Genomic DNA, 23,076 nt, shown 5'->3' with positions numbered 1-23,076 from the left:
GCGCTGACCGAGCAGGCCTGCGCCACCACTCGTAGGCTCGTGACATGTCAGACGTGTACGCCGTCCGCCGCGAGCTGCTCCGCGACCGGTGCGCCGCCGTCGGATCCGCGGCCGCTCTGGTCTCCCGCCCCGCCAACGTCCGCTATCTCGCGGGCGGAGCGCCCCCCGGCGCCGTGCTGCTGCTCGGCCCCGGTGGGGACGTCCTGCTCTGCCCCCACGCCCCGACCGGCGATCCCGCCGACGGGCGCACCGACGATCGGCTGAGGGTGTCACTGATGCCGGCCACCGACGGCGATCCGGTGGTCGCGGCCGCCGGTCTGGCCATCTCCTTCGGCGCGGAGTCCCTGGCCGTCGAGGAACACCATCTGACGGTCTCCCGCCACCGGGCCATGAGCTCCATCGCCCCGCGGCTACGGCTCGCCGATCTCGGTGCCACCGTCGAGCAGCTGCGGGTCGTCAAGGACGAGGAGGAGATCGCCTGTCTGCGGATCGCCGCCGAGATCACCGACCACGCCCTGGGCGAACTCCTCGAATCCATCCTGGTGGGCCGCACCGAACGGCATCTCGCCCTGGAGCTGGAGCGCCGCCTGGTGGACCACGGTGCCGACGGCCCCGCCTTCGCCACTTCCGTGGCCACCGGGCCGAACTCCGGCCAGGGCCGCCACCGCCCCTCGGACCGGCGGGTGGAGGAGGGGGATTTCCTTTCTGTCTGCCTGGGCGCGAACTATCGCGGCTACCGCTGTGAGATCGGCCGTACGTTTGTCATCGGGACCGCGCCCGCCGACTGGCAGATCGAGCTCTACGACCTGGTTTTCGCCGCTCAGCGGGCCGGGCGCGAGGCTCTCGTGCCGGGGGCCGCCTACCGCGATGTGGACCGCGCGGCCCGCTGTCTCCTGGACTCCGCGGGCCACGGCGGGGGCCTCGCACCATGGACCGGGCACGGAGTGGGGCTCGAAATCGACGAGGACCCGCAGCTGGCACCTGCAGCCATGGGTAAACTGGACGCTTGTGTGCCGGTCACCGTCGAACCGGGGGTCCACCTCCCGGGCCGGGGCGGGGTCCGGATCGATGACACGCTCGTCGTGCGCCCCGAGGCGGACGGCGGACCCGAGCTACTCACCATTACGACCAAGGAGCTGCTCGCGCTCTAGCGCGCATCCTTGGTTGTCCACCAGCTTCAGTCCAGGAGATTCCGCAACCGTGGCTTCCACGAACGACCTCAAGAACGGCCTGGTGCTCAAGCTCGACGGGGGCCAGCTCTGGTCCGTCGTCGAGTTCCAGCACGTCAAGCCCGGCAAGGGCCCGGCTTTCGTGCGCACCAAGCTCAAGAACGTGCTCTCCGGCAAGGTCGTCGACAAGACGTTCAACGCCGGCGTGAAGGTCGAGACGGCCACCATTGACCGCCGCGACATGCAGTTCTCGTACATGGACGGCGAGTACTTCGTCTTCATGGACATGGACACGTACGACCAGCTCATGGTCGACCGCAAGGCTGTCGGCAACGCCGCCAACTTCCTCATCGAGGGCTTCACCGCCTCCGTGGCCCAGCACGAGGGCGAGGTGCTCTACGTCGAGCTGCCGGCCGCCGTCGAGCTGACCATCCAGCACACCGACCCGGGTGTCCAGGGCGACCGCTCCACCGGCGGCACCAAGCCCGCCACGCTGGAGACCGGTTACGAGATCGGCGTCCCGCTCTTCATCACCACCGGTGAGAAGATCAAGGTCGACACCCGCACCGGCGACTACCTCGGCCGGGTGAACAGCTAACCGTGGCTGCCCGGAACACGGCCCGCAAGCGCGCCTTCCAGATCCTCTTCGAGGCCGACCAGCGCGGTGAGTCCGTGCAGACGGTCCTCGCAGACTGGGTCCGGCACTCGCGGTCCGACACCCGTCAGCCGCCGGTCACCGAGTACACGATGGAGCTCGTCGAGGGGTACGCGCAGTACGCGGACCGGATCGACGACCTCATCGTGACCTACGCCGTGGACTGGGAGATCGACCGCATGCCGGTCGTCGACCGGAACATCCTGCGGCTCGGTGCGTACGAGCTGATCTGGGTGGACGGGACCCCGGACGCAGTGGTGATCGATGAGGCGGTCCAGCTCGCCAAGGAGTTCTCCACCGATGACTCCCCGTCCTTCGTGAACGGGCTGCTGGCCCGGTTCAAGGACCTCAAGCCGAACCTCCGCCGGGAGCAGTAGCCTCCGGCGGCGTTCAGCCAACGAAGGGCCCGCGGTCTTTTGACCGTGGGCCCTTCGGCGTGTGGGAGGCCGGTTGTCGGCAACAAAAAGCCGTGTCGGCGCGGACACCCGAAAGGGTGAATCCGTGCCGACACGGCGGTACGTTTCTGCGAGGGGTGTCAGCCCTCTTCGTGGGCGACGGCGCGACGCGCGTCCGCGTCCAGCACGCCCCAGCTGATCAGCTGTTCCGTGAGCACGGACGGCGACTGGTCGTAGATCACGGCCAGCGTGCGCAGGTCGTCCTGGCGGATCGAGAGCACCTTGCCGTTGTAGTCGCCGCGCTGGCTCTGGATCGTCGCCGCGTAGCGCTGCAGGGGCCCGGCCTTCTCCGGCGGGACGTGGGCGAGGCGCTCCAGGTCCAGAACGAGCTTCGGCGGCGGCTCGGCGGCCCCGCCGGGCGTCGTACCGGGCAGGAGCTCCTGCACCGGGACTCCGTAGAAATCAGCGAGTTCGGCAAGACGCTGGACGGTCACGGCACGGTCACCGCGCTCGTACGAACCGACCACGACGGCCTTCCAGCGGCCCTGGGACTTCTCCTCCACGCCATGGAGGGAGAGGCCCTGCTGAGTGCGGATGGCACGGAGTTTGGCCCCGAGCTGTTTTGCGTATTCGCTGGACATAAGGCTCCCCGGACGCTGGAACATTTTTGCGGCTGCGCCGCGTGGCTGGTAACTCACTGTGAGGTTACGCAGCGTTACTTGGATGCGTCAAGCCGAATGGTCCGGACCGGCACCTCCCGGGGGTGTGACCAGGGCGCTGTGCAAGCCCTGGTAACGTTGATGACGCAATTTCGACGTCCTTTAAGGTCCGTCCAGTGAGGCGGAGAAGGAGGTCCGTTTCTTATGGACGCACAGCACGAAGCCACCGGCAATGCGGCACGCCCCGTTCTCGAGGCTCCCGACATCGCCCGAGTACTGACCCGGATCGCCCACGAGATCGTCGAACGCGCCAAGGGCGCCGACGACGTGGTGCTCCTCGGTATCCCGACGCGGGGCGTCTTCCTCGCCGGCCGGCTCGCCGAAAAACTCCAGGAGATCACCGGCCGGAAGATGCCGGTCGGGTCACTCGACATCACGATGTACCGCGACGACCTGCGGCTGCGCCCTGCGCGCGCCCTGGCCCGCACCGAGATCCCCGGCGAGGGCATCGAGGGCCGCCTGGTCGTCCTCGTCGACGATGTCCTCTTCTCGGGCCGCACGATCCGCGCAGCGCTCGACGCGCTGGGCGACATCGGCCGGCCCCGCGCGGTGCAGCTCGCGGTCCTCGTCGACCGCGGTCACCGCGAACTCCCGATCCGTGCCGACTACGTCGGCAAGAACCTCCCCACGTCGCTGCGGGAGACGGTCAAGGTCCAGCTCGCCGAGGAGGACGGCCGCGACGCCGTGCTGCTCGGTGTCCAGCAGACCGCCCCGGCGGGCGAGCAGTAGCTGCACTTCACCCGTACGGAGTACCTCGAACCCGTACGGCAGCTTCCGCGCGCCCGCATGCCTGAACCCTCCAGCCCCCGGAGAACACCCAGATGAAGCGTCACCTCATCTCGGCCGCCGACCTCACCCGCGACGACGCCGTCCTGATCCTCGACACCGCCGAGGAAATGGCACGGGTCGCGGACCGGCCGATCAAGAAGCTCCCCACCCTGCGCGGCCGTACCGTCGTCAACCTCTTCTTCGAGGACTCGACGCGTACCCGCATCTCCTTCGAGGCCGCAGCCAAGCGCCTCTCCGCCGATGTCATCAACTTCTCCGCGAAGGGCTCGTCCGTCTCCAAGGGCGAGTCGCTCAAGGACACCGCGCTGACCCTGGAGGCGATGGGCGCCGACGCCGTCGTCATCCGGCACGGTGCCTCCGGTGCCCCGTACCGCCTCGCCACCTCCGGCTGGATCGACGGCGCTGTTGTCAACGCCGGTGACGGCACCCACGAGCACCCCACCCAGGCCCTCCTGGACGCCTTCACTCTGCGCCGCCGCCTCGTCGGGGCCGACGCCGGTATCGGCCGGGACCTCGAAGGCCGCCGGATCACCATCGTCGGCGACATCCTGCACAGCCGGGTGGCCCGCTCCAACGTCCACCTGCTGACCACGCTCGGCGCGCACGTCACCCTGGTCGCCCCGCCGACTCTCGTCCCGGTCGGCGTCGAGCAGTGGCCGTGCGACGTCAGCTACAGCCTCGACGAGGTGCTGCCGAAGTCCGACGCGGTGATGATGTTGCGTGTGCAGCGCGAACGGATGAACGCCGCGTACTTCCCGACCGAGCGCGAGTACTCCCGCCGCTACGGCCTGGACGGCGACCGCATGGCGAAGATGCCCGAGGACGCCATCGTCATGCACCCCGGTCCGATGGTCCGCGGGATGGAGATCACCGCCGAGGTCGCCGACTCCGACCGGTGCACGGCCGTCGAGCAGGTCGCCAACGGCGTATCGATCCGCATGGCCGTCCTGTACCTGCTGCTGGGCGGCTCCGGGCCCGCCGCCCCGGCTCACCCGTCGCCCGCCACCCCCGCCCGTACCGAGGAGAACAAGTAACCATGAGCAAGATCCTTATCCGCGGCGCGAAGGTTCTCGGCGGCGAACCCCAGGACGTCCTCGTCGACGGCGAGACCATCGCCGCGGTCGGCACCGGCATCGAGGCCGGTGACGCGACCGTCGTCGAGGCCGAGGGCCAGATCCTGCTGCCCGGCCTGGTCGACCTCCACACCCATCTGCGCGAGCCCGGCCGCGAGGACTCCGAGACCGTCCTCACCGGGACGAAGGCGGCGGCCGTCGGTGGCTTCACCGCCGTGCATGCCATGGCCAACACCTTCCCGGTCGCCGACACCGCCGGTGTCGTCGAGCAGGTCTGGCGGCTCGGCAAGGAGTCCGGCTACTGCGACGTGCAGCCGATCGGCGCCGTCACTGTCGGCCTGGAGGGCAAGAAGCTCGCCGAGCTCGGCGCCATGCACGATTCCGCCGCCGGAGTGAAAGTCTTCTCCGACGACGGCAAGTGCGTCGACGACGCGGTGATCATGCGCCGTGCGCTGGAGTACGTGAAGGCCTTCGACGGTGTCGTCGCCCAGCACGCCCAGGAGCCCCGCCTCACCGAGGGCGCCCAGATGAACGAGGGCATCGTCTCCGCGGAACTCGGTCTCGGCGGCTGGCCCGCCGTCGCCGAGGAGTCGATCATCGCCCGCGACGTACTGCTCGCCGCCCACGTCGGCTCCCGGGTGCACATCTGCCACCTGTCGACCGCCGGCTCCGTCGAGATCGTCCGCTGGGCCAAGTCCAAGGGCTGGAACGTCACCGCCGAGGTCACCCCGCACCACCTGCTCCTCACCGACGAGCTCGTACGGTCCTACAACCCGGTCTACAAGGTGAACCCGCCGTTGCGCACCGAGGCCGACGTCATGGCCCTGCGCGAGGCGCTCGCCGACGGCACCATCGACTGCGTCGCCACCGACCACGCCCCGCACCCGCACGAGGACAAGGACTGCGAGTGGGCCGCCGCCGCCATGGGCATGGTGGGCCTGGAGACCGCGCTCTCCGTCGTCCAGCAGACGATGGTCGACACCGGCCTCATCGACTGGGCGGGCGTCGCCGACCGGATGTCGTTCCGTCCGGCCGCCATCGGCCGTCTCGACGGACACGGCCGGCCCGTCTCGGCCGGTGAGCCTGCCAACCTCACGCTGGTCGATCCGGCATACCGTGGTGTGGTGGACCCCGCGGGCTTCGCCTCCCGCAGCCGCAACACTCCCTACGAGGGTCGCGAGCTGCCGGGCCGAGTCACCCACACCTTCCTGCGGGGCCGTGCCACGGTCGTCGACGGGAAGCTCGCGTGACATCACTCACCCCCCTGTACCTCCAGTTCGCCGCCGAGCAGAAGTCGGCCGAAGTGACCGACTGGTCCGCTCGCATCAGCTGGGTCATCGGACTGATCGTCCTCATCGCCTTCGTCTACTGGCTGATGCGCCAGGGATGGAAGTGGCGGGGGAGTCTCCAGTCCGATCTGCCGGAACTCAGCTCCACCCCGGAGGGGTTCGCGGACGGCGAGAAGCTCCTGACGCTGACCGGCAGGTACCACGCCTCGACGACCGCCGGGCAGTGGCTCGACCGGATCGTCGCCCACGGCCTCGGTACCCGCAGCCGCGTCGAGCTCACCCTGACCGACCAGGGCCTCGATGTCGTACGACCCGGGGCAGCCGACTTCTTCGTCCCGGCCGCCGCACTGCGTGAGGCCCGGCTCGACAAGGGCATCGCGGGCAAGGTCCTCCCCGAGGGCGGCCTGCTGATCATCACCTGGGCGCACGGCGACAAGCTGATCGACTCCGGTTTCCGCTCCGACCACTCGGCCGAGCACCCGGCCTGGGTCGAGGCCATCGAACAACTCACCAGCACTACGGAAGGCACCGCACGATGACGATCTCCACCCGGGGAGCCGCCAAAGCTCCCGCCGTACTCGTCCTGGAGGACGGCCGCGCCTTCCGCGGCCGCGCCTACGGGGCTGTGGGGGAGACCTTCGGCGAGGCGGTGTTCTCCACCGGCATGACCGGCTACCAGGAGACGCTGACCGACCCCTCGTACCACCGCCAGGTCGTCGTGATGACCGCCCCGCACGTCGGCAACACCGGCGTGAACGACGAGGACCCCGAGTCGAAGCGGATCTGGGTCGCCGGATACGTCGTCCGCGACCCCGCCCGGGTGCCCTCCAACTGGCGCTCGCAGCGCTCGCTCGACGAGGAGCTGGAGCACCAGGGCGTCGTCGGCATCAGCGGCATCGACACCCGCGCCCTCACCCGCCACCTGCGCGAGCGCGGCGCCATGCGCGTCGGCATCTTCTCCGGTGACGCCATCGCCGACGAGGCCACGCTGCTGGCCCGCGTCAAGGAAGCCCCCGAGATGGTGGGCGCCGACCTCTCCGCCGAGGTCGCGACCAAGGAGACGTACGTCGTCCCCGCGATCGGCACCAAGAAGTTCACCGTCGCCGCGATCGACCTCGGCATCAAGGGCATGACCCCGCACCGCATGGCCGAGCGCGGCATCGAGGTGCACGTCCTGCCCGCCACCGCCACCCTGGAGGAGGTGTACGCGGTCGAGCCCGACGGAGTCTTCTTCTCCAACGGCCCCGGCGACCCGGCCACCGCCGACCACCCGGTCTCCGTCATGCAGGGCGTCCTGGAGCGGAAGACGCCGCTCTTCGGCATCTGCTTCGGCAACCAGATCCTGGGCCGCGCCCTCGGCTTCGGCACCTACAAGCTGAAGTACGGCCACCGCGGCATCAACCAGCCGGTGCAGGACCGTACGACCGGCAAGGTCGAGGTCACCGCGCACAACCACGGCTTCGCCGTCGACGCCCCGCTGGACAAGGTGTCCGACACGAAGTTCGGCCGCGCCGAGGTCTCCCACGTCTGCCTGAACGACCAGGTCGTCGAGGGGCTGCAACTCCTCGACCAGCCGGCCTTCAGCGTCCAGTACCACCCCGAAGCAGCCGCGGGCCCGCACGACGCCGCGTACCTCTTCGACCGCTTCGTATCCCTGATGGAGGGCCAGCGTGCCTAAGCGCTCCGATATCCAGTCCGTCCTGGTCATCGGCTCCGGCCCGATCGTCATCGGACAGGCCGCCGAGTTCGACTACTCCGGCACCCAGGCCTGCCGCGTCCTCAAGGCCGAGGGCCTGCGCGTCATCCTGGTGAATTCCAACCCGGCGACGATCATGACCGACCCGGAGATCGCCGACGCCACGTACGTCGAGCCGATCACCCCCGAGTTCGTCGAGAAGATCATCGCCAAGGAGCGCCCCGACGCGCTGCTCCCCACGCTGGGCGGCCAGACCGCGCTCAACACCGCGATCTCCATGCACGAGAACGGTGTCCTGGAGAAGTACGGCGTCGAGCTCATCGGCGCCAACGTCGAGGCCATCAACAAGGGCGAGGACCGCGACCTCTTCAAGGGTGTCGTCGAAGCCGTCAAGGCCAAGATCGGCTACGGCGAGTCCGCCCGCTCCGTCATCTGCCACTCGATGGACGACGTCCTGGCGGGTGTCGGGACACTCGGCGGCTACCCCGTCGTCGTCCGCCCCTCCTTCACCATGGGCGGCGCCGGCTCCGGCTTCGCCCACGACGAGGACGAGCTGCGCCGCATTGCCGGACAGGGCCTCACGCTCTCGCCGACCACCGAGGTGCTCCTGGAGGAGTCCATCCTCGGCTGGAAGGAGTACGAGCTGGAGCTGATGCGCGACAAGCACGACAACGTCGTGGTCGTCTGCTCCATCGAGAACTTCGACCCGATGGGCGTCCACACGGGTGACTCGATCACCGTCGCCCCGGCGATGACGCTCACCGACCGCGAGTACCAGCGGCTGCGCGACATCGGCATCGCGATCATCCGCGAGGTCGGCGTCGACACCGGCGGCTGCAACATCCAGTTCGCCATCGACCCGACCGACGGCCGCGTCATCGTGATCGAGATGAACCCGCGCGTCTCCCGCTCCTCGGCGCTCGCCTCGAAGGCCACCGGCTTCCCGATCGCCAAGATCGCCGCCAAGCTGGCCGTCGGCTACACGCTCGACGAGATCCCGAACGACATCACCGAGAAGACCCCGGCCTCCTTCGAGCCGACCCTCGACTACGTCGTCGTCAAGGCCCCGCGGTTCGCCTTCGAGAAGTTCCCCTCCGCCGACTCCACCCTCACCACCACCATGAAGTCGGTGGGCGAGGCCATGGCGATCGGCCGGAACTTCACCGAGGCGCTCCAGAAGGCACTGCGCTCGCTGGAGAAGAAGGGCTCGCAGTTCTCCTTCACCGGTGAGACCGGCGACAAGGCCGAGCTGCTGGCCGAGGCGGTCCGCCCGACCGACGGCCGGATCAACACCGTCATGCAGGCGATCCGGGCCGGCGCCACCCAGGAAGAGGTTTTCGACGCCACGAAGATCGACCCCTGGTTCGTCGACCAGCTCTTCCTGATCAAGGAGATCGCCGACGAGCTGGCCGCCGCGGACGAGCTCGGCCCCGAGCTGCTGGCAGAGGCCAAGCGTCACGGCTTCTCCGATGCCCAGATCGCCGACATCCGCAGCCTGCGCGAGGACGTCGTGCGCGAGGTGCGGCACGCCCTGGGAATCCGCCCGGTCTACAAGACGGTCGACACCTGCGCCGCCGAGTTCGCCGCGAAGACGCCGTACTTCTACTCCAGTTACGACGAGGAGAGCGAGGTCGCGTCCCGCACCAAGCCGGCGGTGATCATCCTCGGCTCCGGCCCCAACCGCATCGGCCAGGGCATCGAGTTCGACTACTCCTGTGTCCACGCCTCCTTCGCGCTGAGCGACGCGGGCTACGAGACCGTGATGGTCAACTGCAACCCGGAGACCGTCTCCACCGACTACGACACCTCCGACCGTCTGTACTTCGAGCCCCTGACGCTCGAGGACGTGCTGGAGATCGTGCACGCCGAGTCCCTCGCGGGCCCGGTCGCCGGCGTCATCGTCCAGCTCGGCGGCCAGACCCCGCTGGGCCTGTCGCAGGCACTCAAGGACAACGGCGTGCCGATCGTCGGCACCTCCCCGGAGGCCATCCACGCCGCCGAGGACCGCGGCGCCTTCGGCCGCGTCCTGGCCGAGGCCGGACTCCCGGCCCCGAAGCACGGCACCGCCACCACGTTCGACGAGGCCAAGGCCATCGCCGACGAGATCGGCTACCCCGTCCTCGTACGCCCCAGTTACGTGCTCGGCGGCCGGGGCATGGAGATCGTGTACGACGAGACGCGGCTCTCCTCGTACATCGCCGAGTCCACCGAGATCAGCCCCACTCGGCCGGTCTTGGTCGACCGCTTCCTCGACGACGCGATCGAGATCGACGTCGACGCGCTCTACGACGGCACCGAGCTCTACCTCGGCGGCGTCATGGAGCACATCGAGGAGGCCGGCATCCACTCCGGTGACTCCGCCTGCGCGCTGCCCCCGATCACGCTCGGCGGCTACGACATCAAGCGGCTGCGCACCTCCACCGAGGGCATCGCCAAGGGCGTCGGCGTACGCGGACTGATCAACATCCAGTTCGCGCTCTCCGGTGACATCCTCTACGTCCTGGAGGCCAACCCGCGCGCCTCGCGCACCGTCCCCTTCACCTCGAAGGCGACCGCGGTGCCGCTCGCCAAGGCCGCCGCCCGCATCTCGTTGGGCGCGACCGTCGCCGAGCTGCGCGAGGAGGGTCTGCTGCCGAAGAACGGGGACGGCGGCACCCTGCCGCTCGACGCGCCGATCTCCGTCAAGGAGGCCGTCATGCCGTGGTCGCGCTTCCGCGACATCCACGGCCGCGGTGTCGACACCGTCCTCGGCCCGGAGATGCGCTCCACCGGCGAGGTCATGGGTATCGACTCGGTCTTCGGCACGGCGTACGCCAAGTCGCAGGCCGGCGCGTACGGCCCGCTGCCCACCAAGGGTCGCGCGTTCATCTCCGTCGCCAACCGCGACAAGCGCTCGATGATCTTCCCGGCGCGCGAGCTGGTCGCCCACGGCTTCGAGCTGCTGGCCACCTCCGGCACCGCCGAGGTGCTCAAGCGCAACGGCATACACGCCACGGTCGTGCGCAAGCAGTCCGAGGGCGTCGGTCCGCAGGGCGAGAGGACCATCGTCCAGCTCATCCACGACGGCGAGGTCGACCTGATCGTCAACACGCCGTACGGAACGGGCGGCCGCCTCGACGGCTACGAGATCCGTACCGCGGCCGTCGCCCGGTCCGTGCCGTGCCTCACGACGGTCCAGGCACTCGCCGCCGCCGTCCAGGGCATCGACGCACTCAACCACGGAGACGTCGGCGTACGTTCCCTCCAGGAACACGCGGAACATCTGACCGCGGCGCGCGACTAGCAGGCCCAGCAGGGGGACACCGGAAACGGTGTCCCCCTCTCTGTGAGGACACCGAGGACACCCCGATGTACAAATTCTTCTTCCAACTGGTCTTCAAGCGGATGGACCCGGAGCAGGCGCACCACCTGGCCTTCCGGTGGATCCGCCTCGCCGCCCGCATCCCCGTGCTGCGCACCTTCGTCGCCGCCGCGCTCGCCCCCCGCCACAAGGAGCTGCGCACCGAGGCCCTCGGCCTGCGGATGCACGGCCCCTTCGGCCTCGCCGCCGGCTTCGACAAGAACGCCGTCGCGATCGACGGCATGTCGATGCTCGGCTTCGACCACATCGAGATCGGTACGGTCACCGGGGAGCCGCAGCCGGGCAACCCCAAGAAGCGCCTCTTCCGCCTTGTGGCGGACCGGGCGCTGATCAACCGCATGGGCTTCAACAACGAGGGCTCCGCGGCCGTGGCCGAGCGCCTGGCCACCCGTAACCCGGTCTTCCGGACCACGGTCGGCGTCAACATCGGCAAGACCAAGGTCGTGCCGGAGACCGAAGCGGTCGGCGACTACGTGAAGTCGACCGAGCGGCTCGCCCGCCACGCCGACTACCTCGTCGTGAACGTCTCCTCGCCCAACACCCCCGGCCTGCGCAACCTCCAGGCCACCGAGGCGCTCCGGCCCCTGCTCAGCGCCGTGCGCGAGGCAGCCGACCGGACCGTCACCGACCGGCGGGTCCCCCTGCTCGTAAAGATCGCCCCCGATCTCGCGGACGAGGACGTCGACGCGGTCGCCGATCTCGCGGTCGAGCTGGGTCTGGACGGCATCATCGCCACCAACACCACCATCGCCAGGGACGGCCTCGGGCTGAAGTCCTCGCCGTCCCTGGTCAAGGAGACCGGCGGGCTGTCCGGAGCGCCTCTCAAGGCACGCTCCCTGGAGGTCCTGAGCCGCCTGTACGCGCGGGTGGGCGACCGGATCACCCTGGTCGGTGTCGGGGGCATCGAGAACGCCGAGGACGCCTGGCAGCGCATTCTCGCCGGCGCCACGCTCGTCCAGGGCTACAGCGCCTTCATCTACGAGGGCCCGTTCTACGCCCGGGCGATCCACAAGGGCCTGGCCGCGCGCCTGGCCGCCTCCCCGTACGCCACCCTCGCCGAAGCCGTCGGCGCAGAAACCAGGAAGGCCACCGCATGATCCCGGAACCGTTCGGCGCACGCCTGCGCCACGCCATGGACACCCGCGGGCCGCTCTGCGTCGGCATCGACCCGCACGCCTCGCTCCTCACCGCCTGGGGCCTGAACGACGACGTCGCAGGTCTGGAGCACTTCACGCGTACGGTCGTCGAGGCACTGGCGGACCGGGTCGCCGTTCTCAAGCCGCAGTCCGCGTTCTTCGAGCGCTTCGGCTCGCGCGGCATCGCGGTCCTGGAGAAGGCCGTCGAGGAGGCGCGGGCGGCCGGTGCACTCGTCCTGATGGACGCCAAGCGCGGCGACATCGGCTCCACCATGGGTGCCTACGCGGCGACCTACCTGGACAAGGACTCGCCGCTGTTCTCGGACGCGGTCACCGTCTCGCCGTACCTCGGCTTCGGTTCGCTGCGTCCGGCGCTCGACGCGGCTGTCCTCTCCGGCGCGGGTGTCTTCGTGCTCGCCCTCACCTCCAACCCGGAGGGAGCGGAGGTTCAGCGCGCCACCGCCACCGACGGCCGTTCGCTGGCCCAGCTGATGCTCGACCACATGGCCGCCGAGAACGAGGGGGCCACCCCGCTCGGCTCCGTCGGCGCGGTGGTCGGTGCCACGCTCGGGGACGCGGGAGTGAATCTCGCCATCAACGGCCCCCTGCTCGCCCCCGGGATCGGGGCCCAGGGTGCGACGCCCGCGGATCTGCCCGGTGTCTTCGGCGACGCGGTGGGCAATGTGGTGCCCAGTGTGAGCCGCGGCGTACTGAGCCGGGGACCGGACGTGGCGGGGCTGCGCGCAGCCGCCGAACGGCTCACGGACGAGGTCCGGGCAGCCGTCGCAGGTAAGTGAGCATGCCACGTAACAGCGTGTTGACTGAATCCTGACCAAAAAACTCGGTTGTTATGCCTGAAATGTCCTGGTCGGCTGAGGCTGACCAGGACTTTTCGTTGGTTCTCGCTGACTCGAGCGGTCTTGGCCGCTAGTCTCCGTCGAGAGCCGACGTACACAAGTTGTCCGTCGCTCACCTGGTGTGGAGCGTCCAGCTTCCTCACCGGTCCGTATCCGACAGATCGACATCCGAGGTGACGTAGGCGTGGCTCTTCCGCCCCTTACCCCTGAACAGCGCGCAGCCGCGCTCGAAAAGGCCGCCGCGGCTCGCCGGGAGCGGGCCGAGGTCAAGAATCGACTCAAGCACTCCGGAGCCTCCCTCCACGAGGTCATCAAGCAGGGCCAGGAAAACGACGTCATCGGCAAGATGAAGGTCTCTGCCCTCCTGGAGTCCCTGCCGGGCGTGGGCAAGGTCCGCGCCAAGCAGATCATGGAGCGGCTCGGCATCTCCGAGAGCCGCCGGGTCCGGGGTCTCGGCTCCAACCAGATCGCATCCCTGGAGCGCGAGTTCGGCGGCAGCGCCGCCTGACGTTCTCAGGCACCCCTGAGAACCTGGATAATCGCTTCATGGCTGCAACATCCCGGGGGACGTCCCCCGTACCCCCGGACGTACGTCCGCGGCTGACCGTGCTCTCCGGCCCCTCAGGGGTCGGCAAGAGCACGGTCGTCGCCCATATGCGCAAGGCCCACCCCGAGGTATGGCTCTCGGTGTCGGCGACGACCCGCAAGCCGCGCCCCGGCGAGCGCAACGGTGTCCACTACTTTTTCGTGGACAACGACGAGTTCGACAAGCTGATCGCCAATGGCGAGCTGCTGGAGTGGGCCGAGTTCGCCGGCAACCGGTACGGCACGCCGCGCCGTGCCGTGCTCGAACGCCTGGAGGCGGGCGAGCCGGTGCTGCTGGAGATCGATCTCCAGGGCGCACGGCTGGTCCGGCAGTCGATGCCGGACGCCCAGCTCGTCTTCCTGGCCCCGCCGAGCTGGGAGGAGCTGGTGCGCCGGCTCACCGGCCGCGGGACCGAATCCGCCGAGGTGATCGAGCGCCGGCTCGCCGCTGCCAGGATCGAACTGGCTGCCGAGTCCGAGTTCGATACGACGCTGGTCAACACCTCCGTCGAGGACGTGGCACGTGAGCTGCTAGCCTTGATGCTGGAGGCTTCCGGCCACCGTGCCGACAGCGACTGACGCAGTCGACACGCGCGGCAGTACGGAACTCCGCACTGTCAAAGATTTCTTTGATCTTTACCCCCTTCGGAAGGCAGAGAGTGTCCTCTTCCATCACCACGCCCGAGGGCATCATCAACCCGCCGATTGATGAGCTCCTTGAGGCCACCGACTCGAAGTACAGCCTCGTGATCTACGCCGCCAAGCGCGCGCGCCAGATCAACGCGTACTACTCGCAGCTCGGCGAGGGTCTCCTGGAGTACGTCGGTCCGCTCGTCGACACCCACGTGCACGAGAAGCCGCTCTCGATCGCGCTCCGCGAGATCAACGCGGGCCTGCTCACCTCCGAGGCCATCGAGGGCCCCGCGCAGTAAGCAGGAATTGCACCTTCACCACAGGCCCGGCGGCCACGGCTGCCGGGCCTGTGGTATGCCCGGGGCGACAGCATCGGACCGGGTGCGGTGAGGCAGCATGGGGGTGTTCGTATCCGAGTGCGGGGAGACGCAGTGGACAAGCCGAAGGTCGTTCTTGGGGTCAGCGGAGGCATCGCCGCGTACAAGGCGTGCGAGCTGCTGCGCCGGTTGACCGAATCCGGTCATGACGTGAGGGTCGTCCCGACCGAGTCGGCGCTGCACTTCGTGGGTGCGGCCACCTGGTCGGCGCTCTCGGGCCACCCGGTGTCGACGGAGGTCTGGAACGACGTCCACGAGGTGCCGCACGTCAGGATCGGGCAGGGCGCCGACCTGGTCGTCGTCGCCCCGGCCACCGCCGACATGCTCGCCAAGGCCGCCCACGGTCTCGCCGACGACCTGCTCACCAACACGCTCCTGACGGCCCGCTGTCCCGTCGTCTTCGCGCCCGCCATGCACACCGAGATGTGGGAGCACCCCGCCACCCAGGAGAACGTCGCGACGCTGCGCCACCGCGGCGCCGTCGTCATCGAGCCCGCCGTCGGCCGGCTGACCGGCGTCGACACCGGCAAGGGCCGACTGCCCGACCCCGGGGAGATCTTCGAGGTCTGCCGCCGGGTGCTGGCCCGCGGGCCCGGCGAAGCCGACCTGGCCGGCCGCCACGTCGTGATCAGCGCAGGCGGTACACGAGAGCCGCTCGACCCGGTGCGCTACCTCGGCAACCGTTCCTCCGGCAAGCAGGGTTTCGCGCTGGCCCGCACCGCGGTCGCCCGCGGCGCCCGGGTCACGCTCATCGAGGCCAACACCGGTCTGCCGGACCCGGCCGGCGCCGACGTCCTGCACGCAGGTACCGCCATACAGCTGCGCGAGGCCGTGCTGAAGGCCGCCGCGGACGCCGATGTGGTCGTGATGGCGGCGGCGGTCGCCGACTTCCGACCCGCCGAGTACGCGACCGGGAAGATCAAGAAGAAGGACGGTCAGGAGCCCGCGCCCATCAAGCTCGTCCGCAATCCCGACATCCTCGCCGAGGTCGCCGGTGAACGCGCCCGGCCGGACCAGATCGTCGTCGGTTTCGCCGCCGAGACCGACGACGTCCTCGCCAACGGCCGCGAGAAGCTCCGCCGCAAGGGCTGCGATCTCCTCGTCGTCAATGAGGTGGGGGAGCGCAGGACATTCGGCTCCGAGGAGAACGAAGCGGTGGTCCTCGCAGCCGACGGCGGTGAGACCCCGGTGCCGTTCGGTCCCAAGGAGGCGCTCGCCGACACGGTCTGGGATCTCGTGTCGTCGCGGCTCGGATGACATTCTCGTTTCACGCCGTCACGCAAGCCAAAACCCCTGAAATATAGGCGCAAATGGCTTTTTCGGGAGGCGATTTTCGTACTGCGACGGGCCGTGTCGCAGGTCACAGAACTCCCAAAGGGCGAGACACGCTGTCCGCCGAGCGACAGCGACGGATAAACTCACCCCAGGACCGTGCCGGGCGCAGCTCCCGGCCGTCCGCCAAATGATCAGCCAGCAGCCGCTGCAACCCCAGGGAGCGATGTGTCCCGCCGTCTCTTCACCTCGGAGTCTGTCACCGAGGGTCACCCCGACAAGATCGCTGACCAGATCAGCGACACCATTCTCGACGCGCTGCTCCGTGAGGACCCCCGGTCCCGCGTCGCCGTCGAGACCTTGATCACCACCGGTCTGGTGCATGTCGCGGGTGAGGTCACGACCAAGGCCTACGCCGACATTCCGACCCTCGTGCGCAACAAGATTCTCGAGATCGGCTACGACTCCTCCAAGAAGGGCTTCGACGGCGCCTCCTGTGGCGTCTCGGTGTCCATCGGCGCACAGTCGCCCGACATCGCGCAGGGCGTCGACACCGCGTACGAGAAGCGGGTCGAGGGTTCCGCCGCAGGTGAAGAAGGGGACGACCTCGACAAGCAGGGTGCCGGCGACCAGGGCCTGATGTTCGGGTACGCCTGCGACGAGACACCCGAACTCATGCCGCTCCCGATCTACCTCGCGCACCGGCTCTCGCGTCGGCTCTCCGAGGTCCGCAAGAACGGGACCATCCCGTACCTGCGCCCGGACGGCAAGACCCAGGTCACCATCGAGTACGACGGCGACAAGGCCGTCCGTCTCGACACGGTCGTCGTCTCCTCGCAGCACGCCAGCGACATCGACCTCGACTCGCTGCTCGCGCCCGACATCCGCGAGTTCGTCGTCGAGCACGTGCTCGCGCAGCTGATCGAGGACGGCATCAAGCTGGACACCGACGGCTACCGGCTGCTGGTCAACCCGACCGGGCGCTTCGAGATCGGCGGCCCGATGGGCGACGCCGGCCTGACCGGTCGCAAGATCATCATCGACACCTACGGCGGCATGGCCCGTCACGGCGGTGGCGCCTTCTCGGGCAAGGACCCGTCGAAGGTCGACCGCTCGGCCGCGTATGCCATGCGCTGGGTCGCCAAGAACGTCGTCGCCGCGGGCCTTGCCGCCCGTTGCGAGGTGCAGGTCGCCTACGCGATCGGCAAGGCCGAGCCCGTCGGTCTGTTCGTCGAGACGTTCGGCACCGCCGCGGTCGAGACCGAGAAGATCGAGCACGCCATCGGCGAGGTCTTCGACCTCCGCCCGGCCGCGATCATCCGCGACCTCGATCTGCTCCGTCCGATCTACGCCCAGACCGCGGCGTACGGCCACTTCGGCCGTGAGCTTCCCGACTTCACCTGGGAGCGCACGGACCGCGTGGACGCGCTGCGCACGGCGGCCGGGCTGTAAGCCTGCCGCCCGCAGTCTGTACGCCGGGGCCCGGACGCCGCACGCGGTGTCCGGGCCCCGGTGTGTGCGGCCGCCGGTCTGCTCCCGTCGGGGCCGGTGTCAGTGGTGTCTGGTAGGAATTTGGCTGTGAGCAGCGACAACGAGCGATCCGAGGACCCCGCGGGCGGGGCCCCGGAGCAGCTTGCGCTCATTCGGGAGACGGTGCGGAAGGCCAACGTGCCGCGGGCCAAGCCGCGGACCTGGCGCGGCGCCGCGCTCGCCAAGGAGCTGCCCGTCGCCCGAGTGCTGGTCAACAAGGGCGTGCTCCATCTCGACCAGTACTTCGACTACGCCGTGCCCGAGGAGCTGGACGCCGACGCACAGCCCGGAGTGCGGGTACGGGTGCGATTCGGGGCCGGGGGGCGCAATGTCCGCGGCGGGCGACGTGAAGGGGGCGGCCTGATCGACGGGTTCCTCATCGAGCGGCTCGCCGAATCGGACTACACAGGAGCCCTGGCCGCGCTCGCCTATGTCGTATCGCCCGAACCGGTGCTGGGACCGGAGCTGCTGGCCCTCTCGCGGGCTGTCGCCGACCGTTACGCGGGCAGCCTCGCCGACGTGCTGCAGCTCGCCGTGCCGCCCAGGAACGGACGGGCCGAGTCCAAGCCCTCGCCCGAGCCCCTGCCACCGCCGCCCGCGCCGTCGGCAGGGAGCTGGGAGCGATATGCCCAGGGGCCCGCGTTCCTGCGGGCGCTGGCCGAGGGCGGAGCGCCCCGGGCCGTATGGACCGCGCTGCCCGGACCGCACTGGCCCCAGGAGATCGCCAGGGCCATGGCCGCGACGCTCGCCTCCGGGCGCGGCGCGCTGGTCGTCGTGCCGGACGGCCGGACCGCGGGGCGGGTGGATGCCGCGCTCACCGAGCTGCTCGGCGAGGGCCGCCACGCGCTGCTGACCGCCGACTCCGGACCGGAGAAGCGGTACCGGGAGTGGCTCGCCGTTCGGCGCGGCTCGGTGCGGGCGGTCGTCGGGACGAGGGCCGCGATGTTCGCACCCGTCGCCGATCTGGGCCTGGTCGCCGTCTGGGACGACGGGGACTCCAGCCACAGCGACGACAATGCCCCCTTCCCGCATGTCCGCGAGGTGCTCGAACTGCGGGCCGCGCACGGCCGGTGCGCATTCCTGCTCGGTGGTACGAACTGCACCGTGGAGGCCGCCCAGCTGGTGGAGAGCGGCTGGGCGCTGCCGCTGCGCGCGGACCGGGAGCAGCTCCGCATCGCGGCGCCCCTGGTGCGTACGGTCGGCGACGGAGAGCTGGCGCGGGACGGGGCCGCGAGGGCGGCCCGGCTGCCCAGCCTGGCCTGGCAGACAGTACGGGACGGGCTGCGCAGCGGCCCCGTCCTGGTTCAGGTGCCGCGCCGCGGGTACGCACCGCGGCTGGCTTGCGAGCGCTGCCGTGAACCCGCCCGGTGCCGGCACTGTGCGGGGCCGCTTCAGGCACCGGACCAGCGGGATCTCGACTGCGCCTGGTGCGGGCGGGCCGAGACCTCCTGGCACTGCGTCGCCTGTGGCTCCAATCGGCTGCGGGCCCAGATCGTCGGCGCCCGCCGCACCGCCGAGGAGCTCGGCCGGGCGTTTCCCGCGGTTCCGGTACGGACGTCGGGCCGCGACCACATCCTCGACTCGGTGCCGGACGCGCCGGCACTGGTGGTCAGCACCCCCGGCGCCGAACCCGTTGCCGAGGGCGGCTACGCGGCGGCGCTGCTGCTGGACGGCTGGGCGATGGTCGGGCGCCCCGACCTGCGGGCGGGCGAGGAGGCGCTGCGCCGCTGGACGGCCGCGGCCTCGCTGGTGAGGGGGCAGCCGGAGGGTGGCACGGTGGTGATCGTCGCCGAGCCGACGCTGCGGCCCGTGCAGGCCCTGGTGCGCTGGGACCCGGTCGGACACGCCCGCCGTGAGCTGGCGGAACGGGCCGAGCTCGGCTTCCCTCCGGTGTCCCGGATGGCCTCGGTGACCGGCTCGCCGGAGGCGCTCGCCGCGTTCCTCACGGTCGCCGAACTGCCGCCGGAGGCCGAGGTGCTCGGCCCGGTCCCGGTGCCGGGTGCCGAGCCGGGCAGGCCCCGCAGGCCCTGGGACGCACCGCCGGGGGAGTCCTGGGAGCGGGCGCTGCTCAGGGTGCCGCCGGGGAACGGCGCGGCGCTTGCGGCCGCGCTGAAGGCGGCGCAGGCGGCGCGGATGTCCCGCGGAGGCGGTGCGCAGGTCAGGATCAGGGTGGATCCGCCGGACATCGGGTGACGGCTCGGTGGGTGAGGCCGGACGAGGAGATGCGGCTGCCCCGCCGTGCATCGGGCGCGGCGGGGCAGGGGGTGGGACGGTCAGCCGTTGCGTGGGCCGGGGAAGATGCCCGGGCGCACGTCCTCGCGCAGCGACGGGCGGTCCACCGACGGCTGCGGGGGCATGGAGCGTGCGGCGGGTACGGCGGGCAGCGCGGGCGCATTGGCGGAGCCGGGCGCAATGGGCAGGGGGCGCGGCACCGCGGTCTCCGCGGTGGCCTCGGCCGTTCCCGGCTGCTGGGCGTTGCGGCGGGCGCCGTAGCGGCGGTGCACCGCCTGCTTGGTGACCCCGAGCGCGGAGCCCACCGCGTCCCAGGAGAAGCCCAGCGAGCGGTCGAAGTCCACTGCCGCGGTGACCAGGGTCTCGACACTGTCCCGCAGCTCCTGGGCCAGCCTGACGGTGGGGGCCGGGGCCCTGCCGTAGACGACGAAGCCCGTGGACGGGCCGGAGCGGCGCGGACGGTAGACGTTGCCCAGTTGGGCGGTGAGCGTGCGCAGCGCGTCCACCTGCCGCCGGACCCGCTCGATGTCCCGCACCAACAGATGCAGGCTGGCCCGCGCTTGGGCGTCGTGGGTTGCGTGGTCGGCCATGAAGAAGCCTCTCGAACCGGCATGGAAAAAGGGATCGGGCCGCACCGTGGCGGCTCGCTTCGGTCAATCTCTCTTGACCAACGCGTCAGCCGGGGATCTGGTCACGGTGCAGGGGCGCGTGTGCATAACCAAGGGGCGCGCAGTCCTGCGTACGCCCCCCGGCCGCCCGGCCCATAGACTTGTGCGTTGCTCGTCACCGTACGTTTCGGCCCGAGAGGCAGTCAGCCACCCATGAAGCTCGTCTTCGCAGGCACCCCCGAGGTAGCCGTACCCGCCCTGGACGCCCTGATCGCCTCCGACCGGCACGAGGTGGCCGCCGTCGTCACCCGGCCCGACGCTCCCGCCGGGCGAGGCCGCCGCCTGGTCGCCAGCCCCGTCGCCGAGCGCGCCGAGGAGGCCGGGATCGAGGTGCTCAAGCCCGCCCGGCCGCGCGACGAGGACTTCCTGGCGCGGCTGCGGGAGATCGGCCCGGATTGCTGTCCGGTCGTCGCCTACGGAGCGCTGCTGCCCAAGACCACGCTCGACGTGCCCGCCCGCGGCTGGGTCAACCTCCACTTCTCGCTGCTGCCCGCCTGGCGCGGCGCGGCCCCCGTACAGCACGCGATCATGACCGGGGACGAGGTGACCGGTGCATCGACCTTCCTGATCGAGGAGGGGCTCGACTCCGGCCCGGTGTACGGCGTCCTCACCGAAGAGGTACGGCCCACCGACACCAGCGGTGACCTGCTCACCCGGCTGGCGTTCGCGGGTGCGGGGCTGCTCGTCGCGACCATGGACGGCATCGAGGACGGCACGCTGCACGCCGTACCGCAGCCCGCCGAGGGCGTCACCCTCGCACCGAAGATCACCGTCGAGGACGCCCAGGTGCAGTGGTCCGCCCCCGCCCTGCGGGTCGACCGGGTGGTGCGCGGCTGCACTCCCGCTCCCGGGGCGTGGACGCTGTTTCGCGGGGAGCGGCTGAAGGTGATCCAGGCGGTGCCCGTGCTGGACCGTGCCGATCTGGCGCCCGGCGAGCTGTCGGCGGCCAAGAACAATGTGTACGTGGGCACCGGATCGCATGCCGTCGAGCTGCTCTGGGTCCAGCCGCAGGGCAAGAAGCCGATGCGGGCCGCGGACTGGGCCCGCGGGGTGCGGATCGTCCACGGCGAGCTGCTGGGGATCTAGCGGAATCCCGGGCCGGGGCGGCGACGTACGCTGGGAGGGTTCGCCCTCTCACCATCAGCGGAGCACCTTTCACGTGAACGACCAGCAGCGTCGCCGTCCTGCCAAGCCGCATCGCCGCCCCAAGAAGGACCCCGTCCGGTTCCTCGCCTTCGAAGCGCTCAGGGCCGTCGACGAACGCGATGCGTACGCCAACCTCGTCCTTCCTCCGCTGCTGAAGAAGGCCCGCGCCAAGGGAGACTTCGACAACAGGGACGCGGCACTGGCGACCGAACTGGTCTACGGGACGCTGCGCCGCCAGGGGACGTACGACGCGATCGTCGCGGCCTGCATCGACCGGCCGCTGCGCGAGGTCGACCCGCCGGTCCTCGATGTGCTCAACATGGGCGTGCACCAGCTGCTCGGCACCCGTATCCCCACCCACGCGGCGGTCTCCGCCAGTGTGGAGCTGGCCCGCGTGGTGCTCGGCGAAGGGCGGGCCAAGTTCGTCAACGCCGTGCTCCGGAAGGTCTCCGCGGACGACCTCGACGGCTGGGTGGCGCGTGTCGCCCCGTCGTACGACGAGGACGCCGAGGACCACCTCGCGGTCGTGCACTCGCATCCGCGTTGGGTCGTGTCCGCGCTCTGGGACGCACTGGGCGGCGGCCGTGCCGGGATCGAGGACCTCCTCGAAGCGGACAACGAACGGCCCGAGGTCACCCTGGTCGCCCGCCCCGGCCGCTCCACCACCGACGAACTGCTCACCGCCCTCGGTGACGAGAACGGCCTGCCGGGCCGCTGGTCGCCCTATGCCGTACGGATGGCGGAGGGCGGCGAGCCCGGCGCGCTGACCGCCGTGCAGGAGGGCCGGGCCGGGGTCCAGGACGAGGGCAGCCAGCTGGTGGCCGCCGCCCTCGCCAACGCACCGCTGGAGGGCAGTGACACCCGGTGGCTCGACGGCTGTGCGGGGCCCGGCGGCAAGGCCGCCCTGCTCGGCGCACTCGCCGCCGGACGCGGTGCCGCCCTGCTCGCCGCCGAGAAGCAGCCGCACCGGGCCCGCCTCGTAGCGCGCGCGCTGGCCGGCAACCCCGGCCCGTACCAGGTGATCACCGCCGACGGAACCCGCCCGCCGTGGCAGCCCGGCACCTTCGACCGGATCCTGATGGACGTCCCGTGCTCGGGCCTCGGCGCGCTGCGCCGCCGCCCGGAGGCGCGCTGGAGGCGCCGCCCGGAGGACCTGGAGAGTTTCGCTCCGCTGCAACGCGGTCTGCTGCGTGAGGCATTCAAGGCGGTACGGGTGGGCGGCATCGTCGGTTACGCGACCTGCTCACCGCATCTCGCGGAGACCCGGGTCGTCGTCGAGGACGTGCTCAAGGGGCGTGGCGGCCGGCCGGTCGATGCGGAGTGGGTCGATGCCCGCCCGCTGATGCCGGGAGTGCCCGCGCTGGGTGACGGTCCCGACGTCCAGTTGTGGCCGCATCTGCACGGCACCGACGCGATGTATCTGGCACTGCTGCGCCGGACCGCCTGAGGCAGCCCGGGGGCCGCGCGAGGCCGGCAGGCGGTCGGGGTCCGGCG

21 protein-coding genes are annotated in these 23,076 nt (G+C 70.5%); 19 read left to right on the top strand and 2 right to left on the bottom strand.

All coding sequences use genetic code 11. The features are described 5' to 3' along the window. The first annotated feature begins 44 nt into the window (after nt 1-44). The 3 genes from IEZ15_RS10185 to nusB are packed head-to-tail and all read left to right on the top strand — an operon-like array spanning nt 45 to nt 2,201. Complete coding sequence (locus IEZ15_RS10185) at nt 45-1,151, top strand: aminopeptidase P family protein (RefSeq protein ID WP_114243497.1); 1,107 nt, start codon at nt 45-47, stop codon at nt 1,149-1,151. Between the two features lie 49 nt (nt 1,152-1,200). Continuing rightward, nucleotides 1,201-1,767 carry an elongation factor P gene (gene efp / locus IEZ15_RS10180; protein WP_114243496.1) on the top strand — a complete coding sequence of 189 codons (567 nt, stop codon included), beginning with the start codon at nt 1,201-1,203 and terminating at the stop codon, nt 1,765-1,767. A gap of 2 nt (nt 1,768-1,769) precedes the next feature. Continuing rightward, nucleotides 1,770-2,201: a transcription antitermination factor NusB gene (gene nusB / locus IEZ15_RS10175; protein WP_114243495.1), complete on the top strand. Its 432-nt coding sequence runs from the start codon at nt 1,770-1,772 to the stop codon at nt 2,199-2,201. Between the two features lie 158 nt (nt 2,202-2,359). Here nusB and bldD read toward each other — a convergent pair whose 3' ends face one another. Continuing rightward, entirely contained in the window at nt 2,360-2,860 is a 501-nt protein-coding gene (gene bldD, locus IEZ15_RS10170; protein WP_014044812.1) for a transcriptional regulator BldD, read from the bottom strand. A 222-nt stretch (nt 2,861-3,082) separates the two neighbouring features. Here bldD and pyrR point away from each other — a divergent pair, with 222 nt between their 5' ends. From pyrR to IEZ15_RS10100, 14 genes are all read left to right on the top strand, one after another. Beyond that, nucleotides 3,083-3,667: a bifunctional pyr operon transcriptional regulator/uracil phosphoribosyltransferase PyrR gene (gene pyrR / locus IEZ15_RS10165; RefSeq protein WP_114243494.1), complete on the top strand. Its 585-nt coding sequence runs from the start codon at nt 3,083-3,085 to the stop codon at nt 3,665-3,667. Between the two features lie 92 nt (nt 3,668-3,759). Continuing rightward, on the top strand, nt 3,760-4,761 hold the full coding sequence (locus IEZ15_RS10160; RefSeq protein ID WP_114243493.1) for an aspartate carbamoyltransferase catalytic subunit: 1,002 nt from the start codon (nt 3,760-3,762) through the stop codon (nt 4,759-4,761). Between the two features lie 2 nt (nt 4,762-4,763). Next, entirely contained in the window at nt 4,764-6,050 is a 1,287-nt protein-coding gene (locus IEZ15_RS10155) for a dihydroorotase (RefSeq protein ID WP_114243492.1), read from the top strand. After that, nucleotides 6,047-6,628, top strand: a complete 582-nt coding sequence (locus tag IEZ15_RS10150; RefSeq protein ID WP_114243491.1) for a PH-like domain-containing protein — start codon at nt 6,047-6,049, stop codon at nt 6,626-6,628. The genes IEZ15_RS10155 and IEZ15_RS10150 overlap by 4 nt, the downstream gene beginning before the upstream one ends. Then, nucleotides 6,625-7,767, top strand: coding sequence for a glutamine-hydrolyzing carbamoyl-phosphate synthase small subunit (gene carA / locus IEZ15_RS10145; RefSeq protein WP_189276015.1), 1,143 nt, complete (start codon nt 6,625-6,627; stop codon nt 7,765-7,767). The genes IEZ15_RS10150 and carA overlap by 4 nt, the downstream gene beginning before the upstream one ends. Beyond that, nucleotides 7,760-11,068, top strand: coding sequence for a carbamoyl-phosphate synthase large subunit (carB, locus tag IEZ15_RS10140; protein WP_114243489.1), 3,309 nt, complete (start codon nt 7,760-7,762; stop codon nt 11,066-11,068). Before carA ends, carB begins: the two co-directional genes overlap by 8 nt. 65 nt (nt 11,069-11,133) lie before the next feature. Next, nucleotides 11,134-12,243, top strand: a complete 1,110-nt coding sequence (locus IEZ15_RS10135) for a quinone-dependent dihydroorotate dehydrogenase (RefSeq protein ID WP_114243488.1) — start codon at nt 11,134-11,136, stop codon at nt 12,241-12,243. Beyond that, nucleotides 12,240-13,079 (top strand): orotidine-5'-phosphate decarboxylase, encoded by an 840-nt coding sequence (pyrF, locus tag IEZ15_RS10130; protein ID WP_189276013.1) that lies wholly within the window; start codon nt 12,240-12,242, stop codon nt 13,077-13,079. The genes IEZ15_RS10135 and pyrF overlap by 4 nt, the downstream gene beginning before the upstream one ends. A 244-nt stretch (nt 13,080-13,323) precedes the next feature. Then, complete coding sequence (locus tag IEZ15_RS10125; protein ID WP_014157387.1) at nt 13,324-13,647, top strand: integration host factor; 324 nt, start codon at nt 13,324-13,326, stop codon at nt 13,645-13,647. 38 nt (nt 13,648-13,685) lie between these two features. Continuing rightward, on the top strand, nt 13,686-14,303 hold the full coding sequence (gene gmk, locus IEZ15_RS10120; protein ID WP_114243486.1) for a guanylate kinase: 618 nt from the start codon (nt 13,686-13,688) through the stop codon (nt 14,301-14,303). Between the two features lie 80 nt (nt 14,304-14,383). Next, nucleotides 14,384-14,656, top strand: a complete 273-nt coding sequence (gene rpoZ / locus IEZ15_RS10115) for a DNA-directed RNA polymerase subunit omega (RefSeq protein WP_003970369.1) — start codon at nt 14,384-14,386, stop codon at nt 14,654-14,656. 132 nt (nt 14,657-14,788) lie between these two features. Then, on the top strand, nt 14,789-15,991 hold the full coding sequence (gene coaBC, locus IEZ15_RS10110) for a bifunctional phosphopantothenoylcysteine decarboxylase/phosphopantothenate--cysteine ligase CoaBC (protein ID WP_189276011.1): 1,203 nt from the start codon (nt 14,789-14,791) through the stop codon (nt 15,989-15,991). A 243-nt stretch (nt 15,992-16,234) separates the two neighbouring features. Beyond that, entirely contained in the window at nt 16,235-17,458 is a 1,224-nt protein-coding gene (gene metK / locus IEZ15_RS10105) for a methionine adenosyltransferase (RefSeq protein WP_114243484.1), read from the top strand. Nucleotides 17,459-17,584: 126 nt separating this feature from the next. Continuing rightward, complete coding sequence (locus IEZ15_RS10100; RefSeq protein WP_189276009.1) at nt 17,585-19,729, top strand: primosomal protein N'; 2,145 nt, start codon at nt 17,585-17,587, stop codon at nt 19,727-19,729. 80 nt (nt 19,730-19,809) lie between these two features. On the opposite strand, the gene IEZ15_RS10095 is transcribed toward IEZ15_RS10100, so the two are convergent. Further along, nucleotides 19,810-20,358, bottom strand: a complete 549-nt coding sequence (locus IEZ15_RS10095) for a hypothetical protein (RefSeq protein ID WP_189276007.1) — start codon at nt 20,356-20,358, stop codon at nt 19,810-19,812. A gap of 231 nt (nt 20,359-20,589) precedes the next feature. Here IEZ15_RS10095 and fmt point away from each other — a divergent pair, with 231 nt between their 5' ends. Continuing rightward, nucleotides 20,590-21,522 carry a methionyl-tRNA formyltransferase gene (gene fmt / locus IEZ15_RS10090; RefSeq protein WP_189276005.1) on the top strand — a complete coding sequence of 311 codons (933 nt, stop codon included), beginning with the start codon at nt 20,590-20,592 and terminating at the stop codon, nt 21,520-21,522. Between the two features lie 73 nt (nt 21,523-21,595). After that, the gene (locus tag IEZ15_RS10085) at nt 21,596-23,029 is read left to right on the top strand and encodes an RsmB/NOP family class I SAM-dependent RNA methyltransferase (RefSeq protein ID WP_114243480.1); all 1,434 of its coding nucleotides are present in this window, start codon (nt 21,596-21,598) and stop codon (nt 23,027-23,029) included. The last annotated feature ends 47 nt before the right edge of the window (nt 23,030-23,076 follow it).

Origin of the sequence: Streptomyces atratus, from assembly GCF_014648655.1 — a bacterium.
In the GTDB taxonomy this organism is placed as follows: domain Bacteria; phylum Actinomycetota; class Actinomycetes; order Streptomycetales; family Streptomycetaceae; genus Streptomyces; species Streptomyces atratus.
Note: the sequence above shows the minus strand (reverse complement) of the source record. Positions and strands in the feature narration are given on the sequence as shown.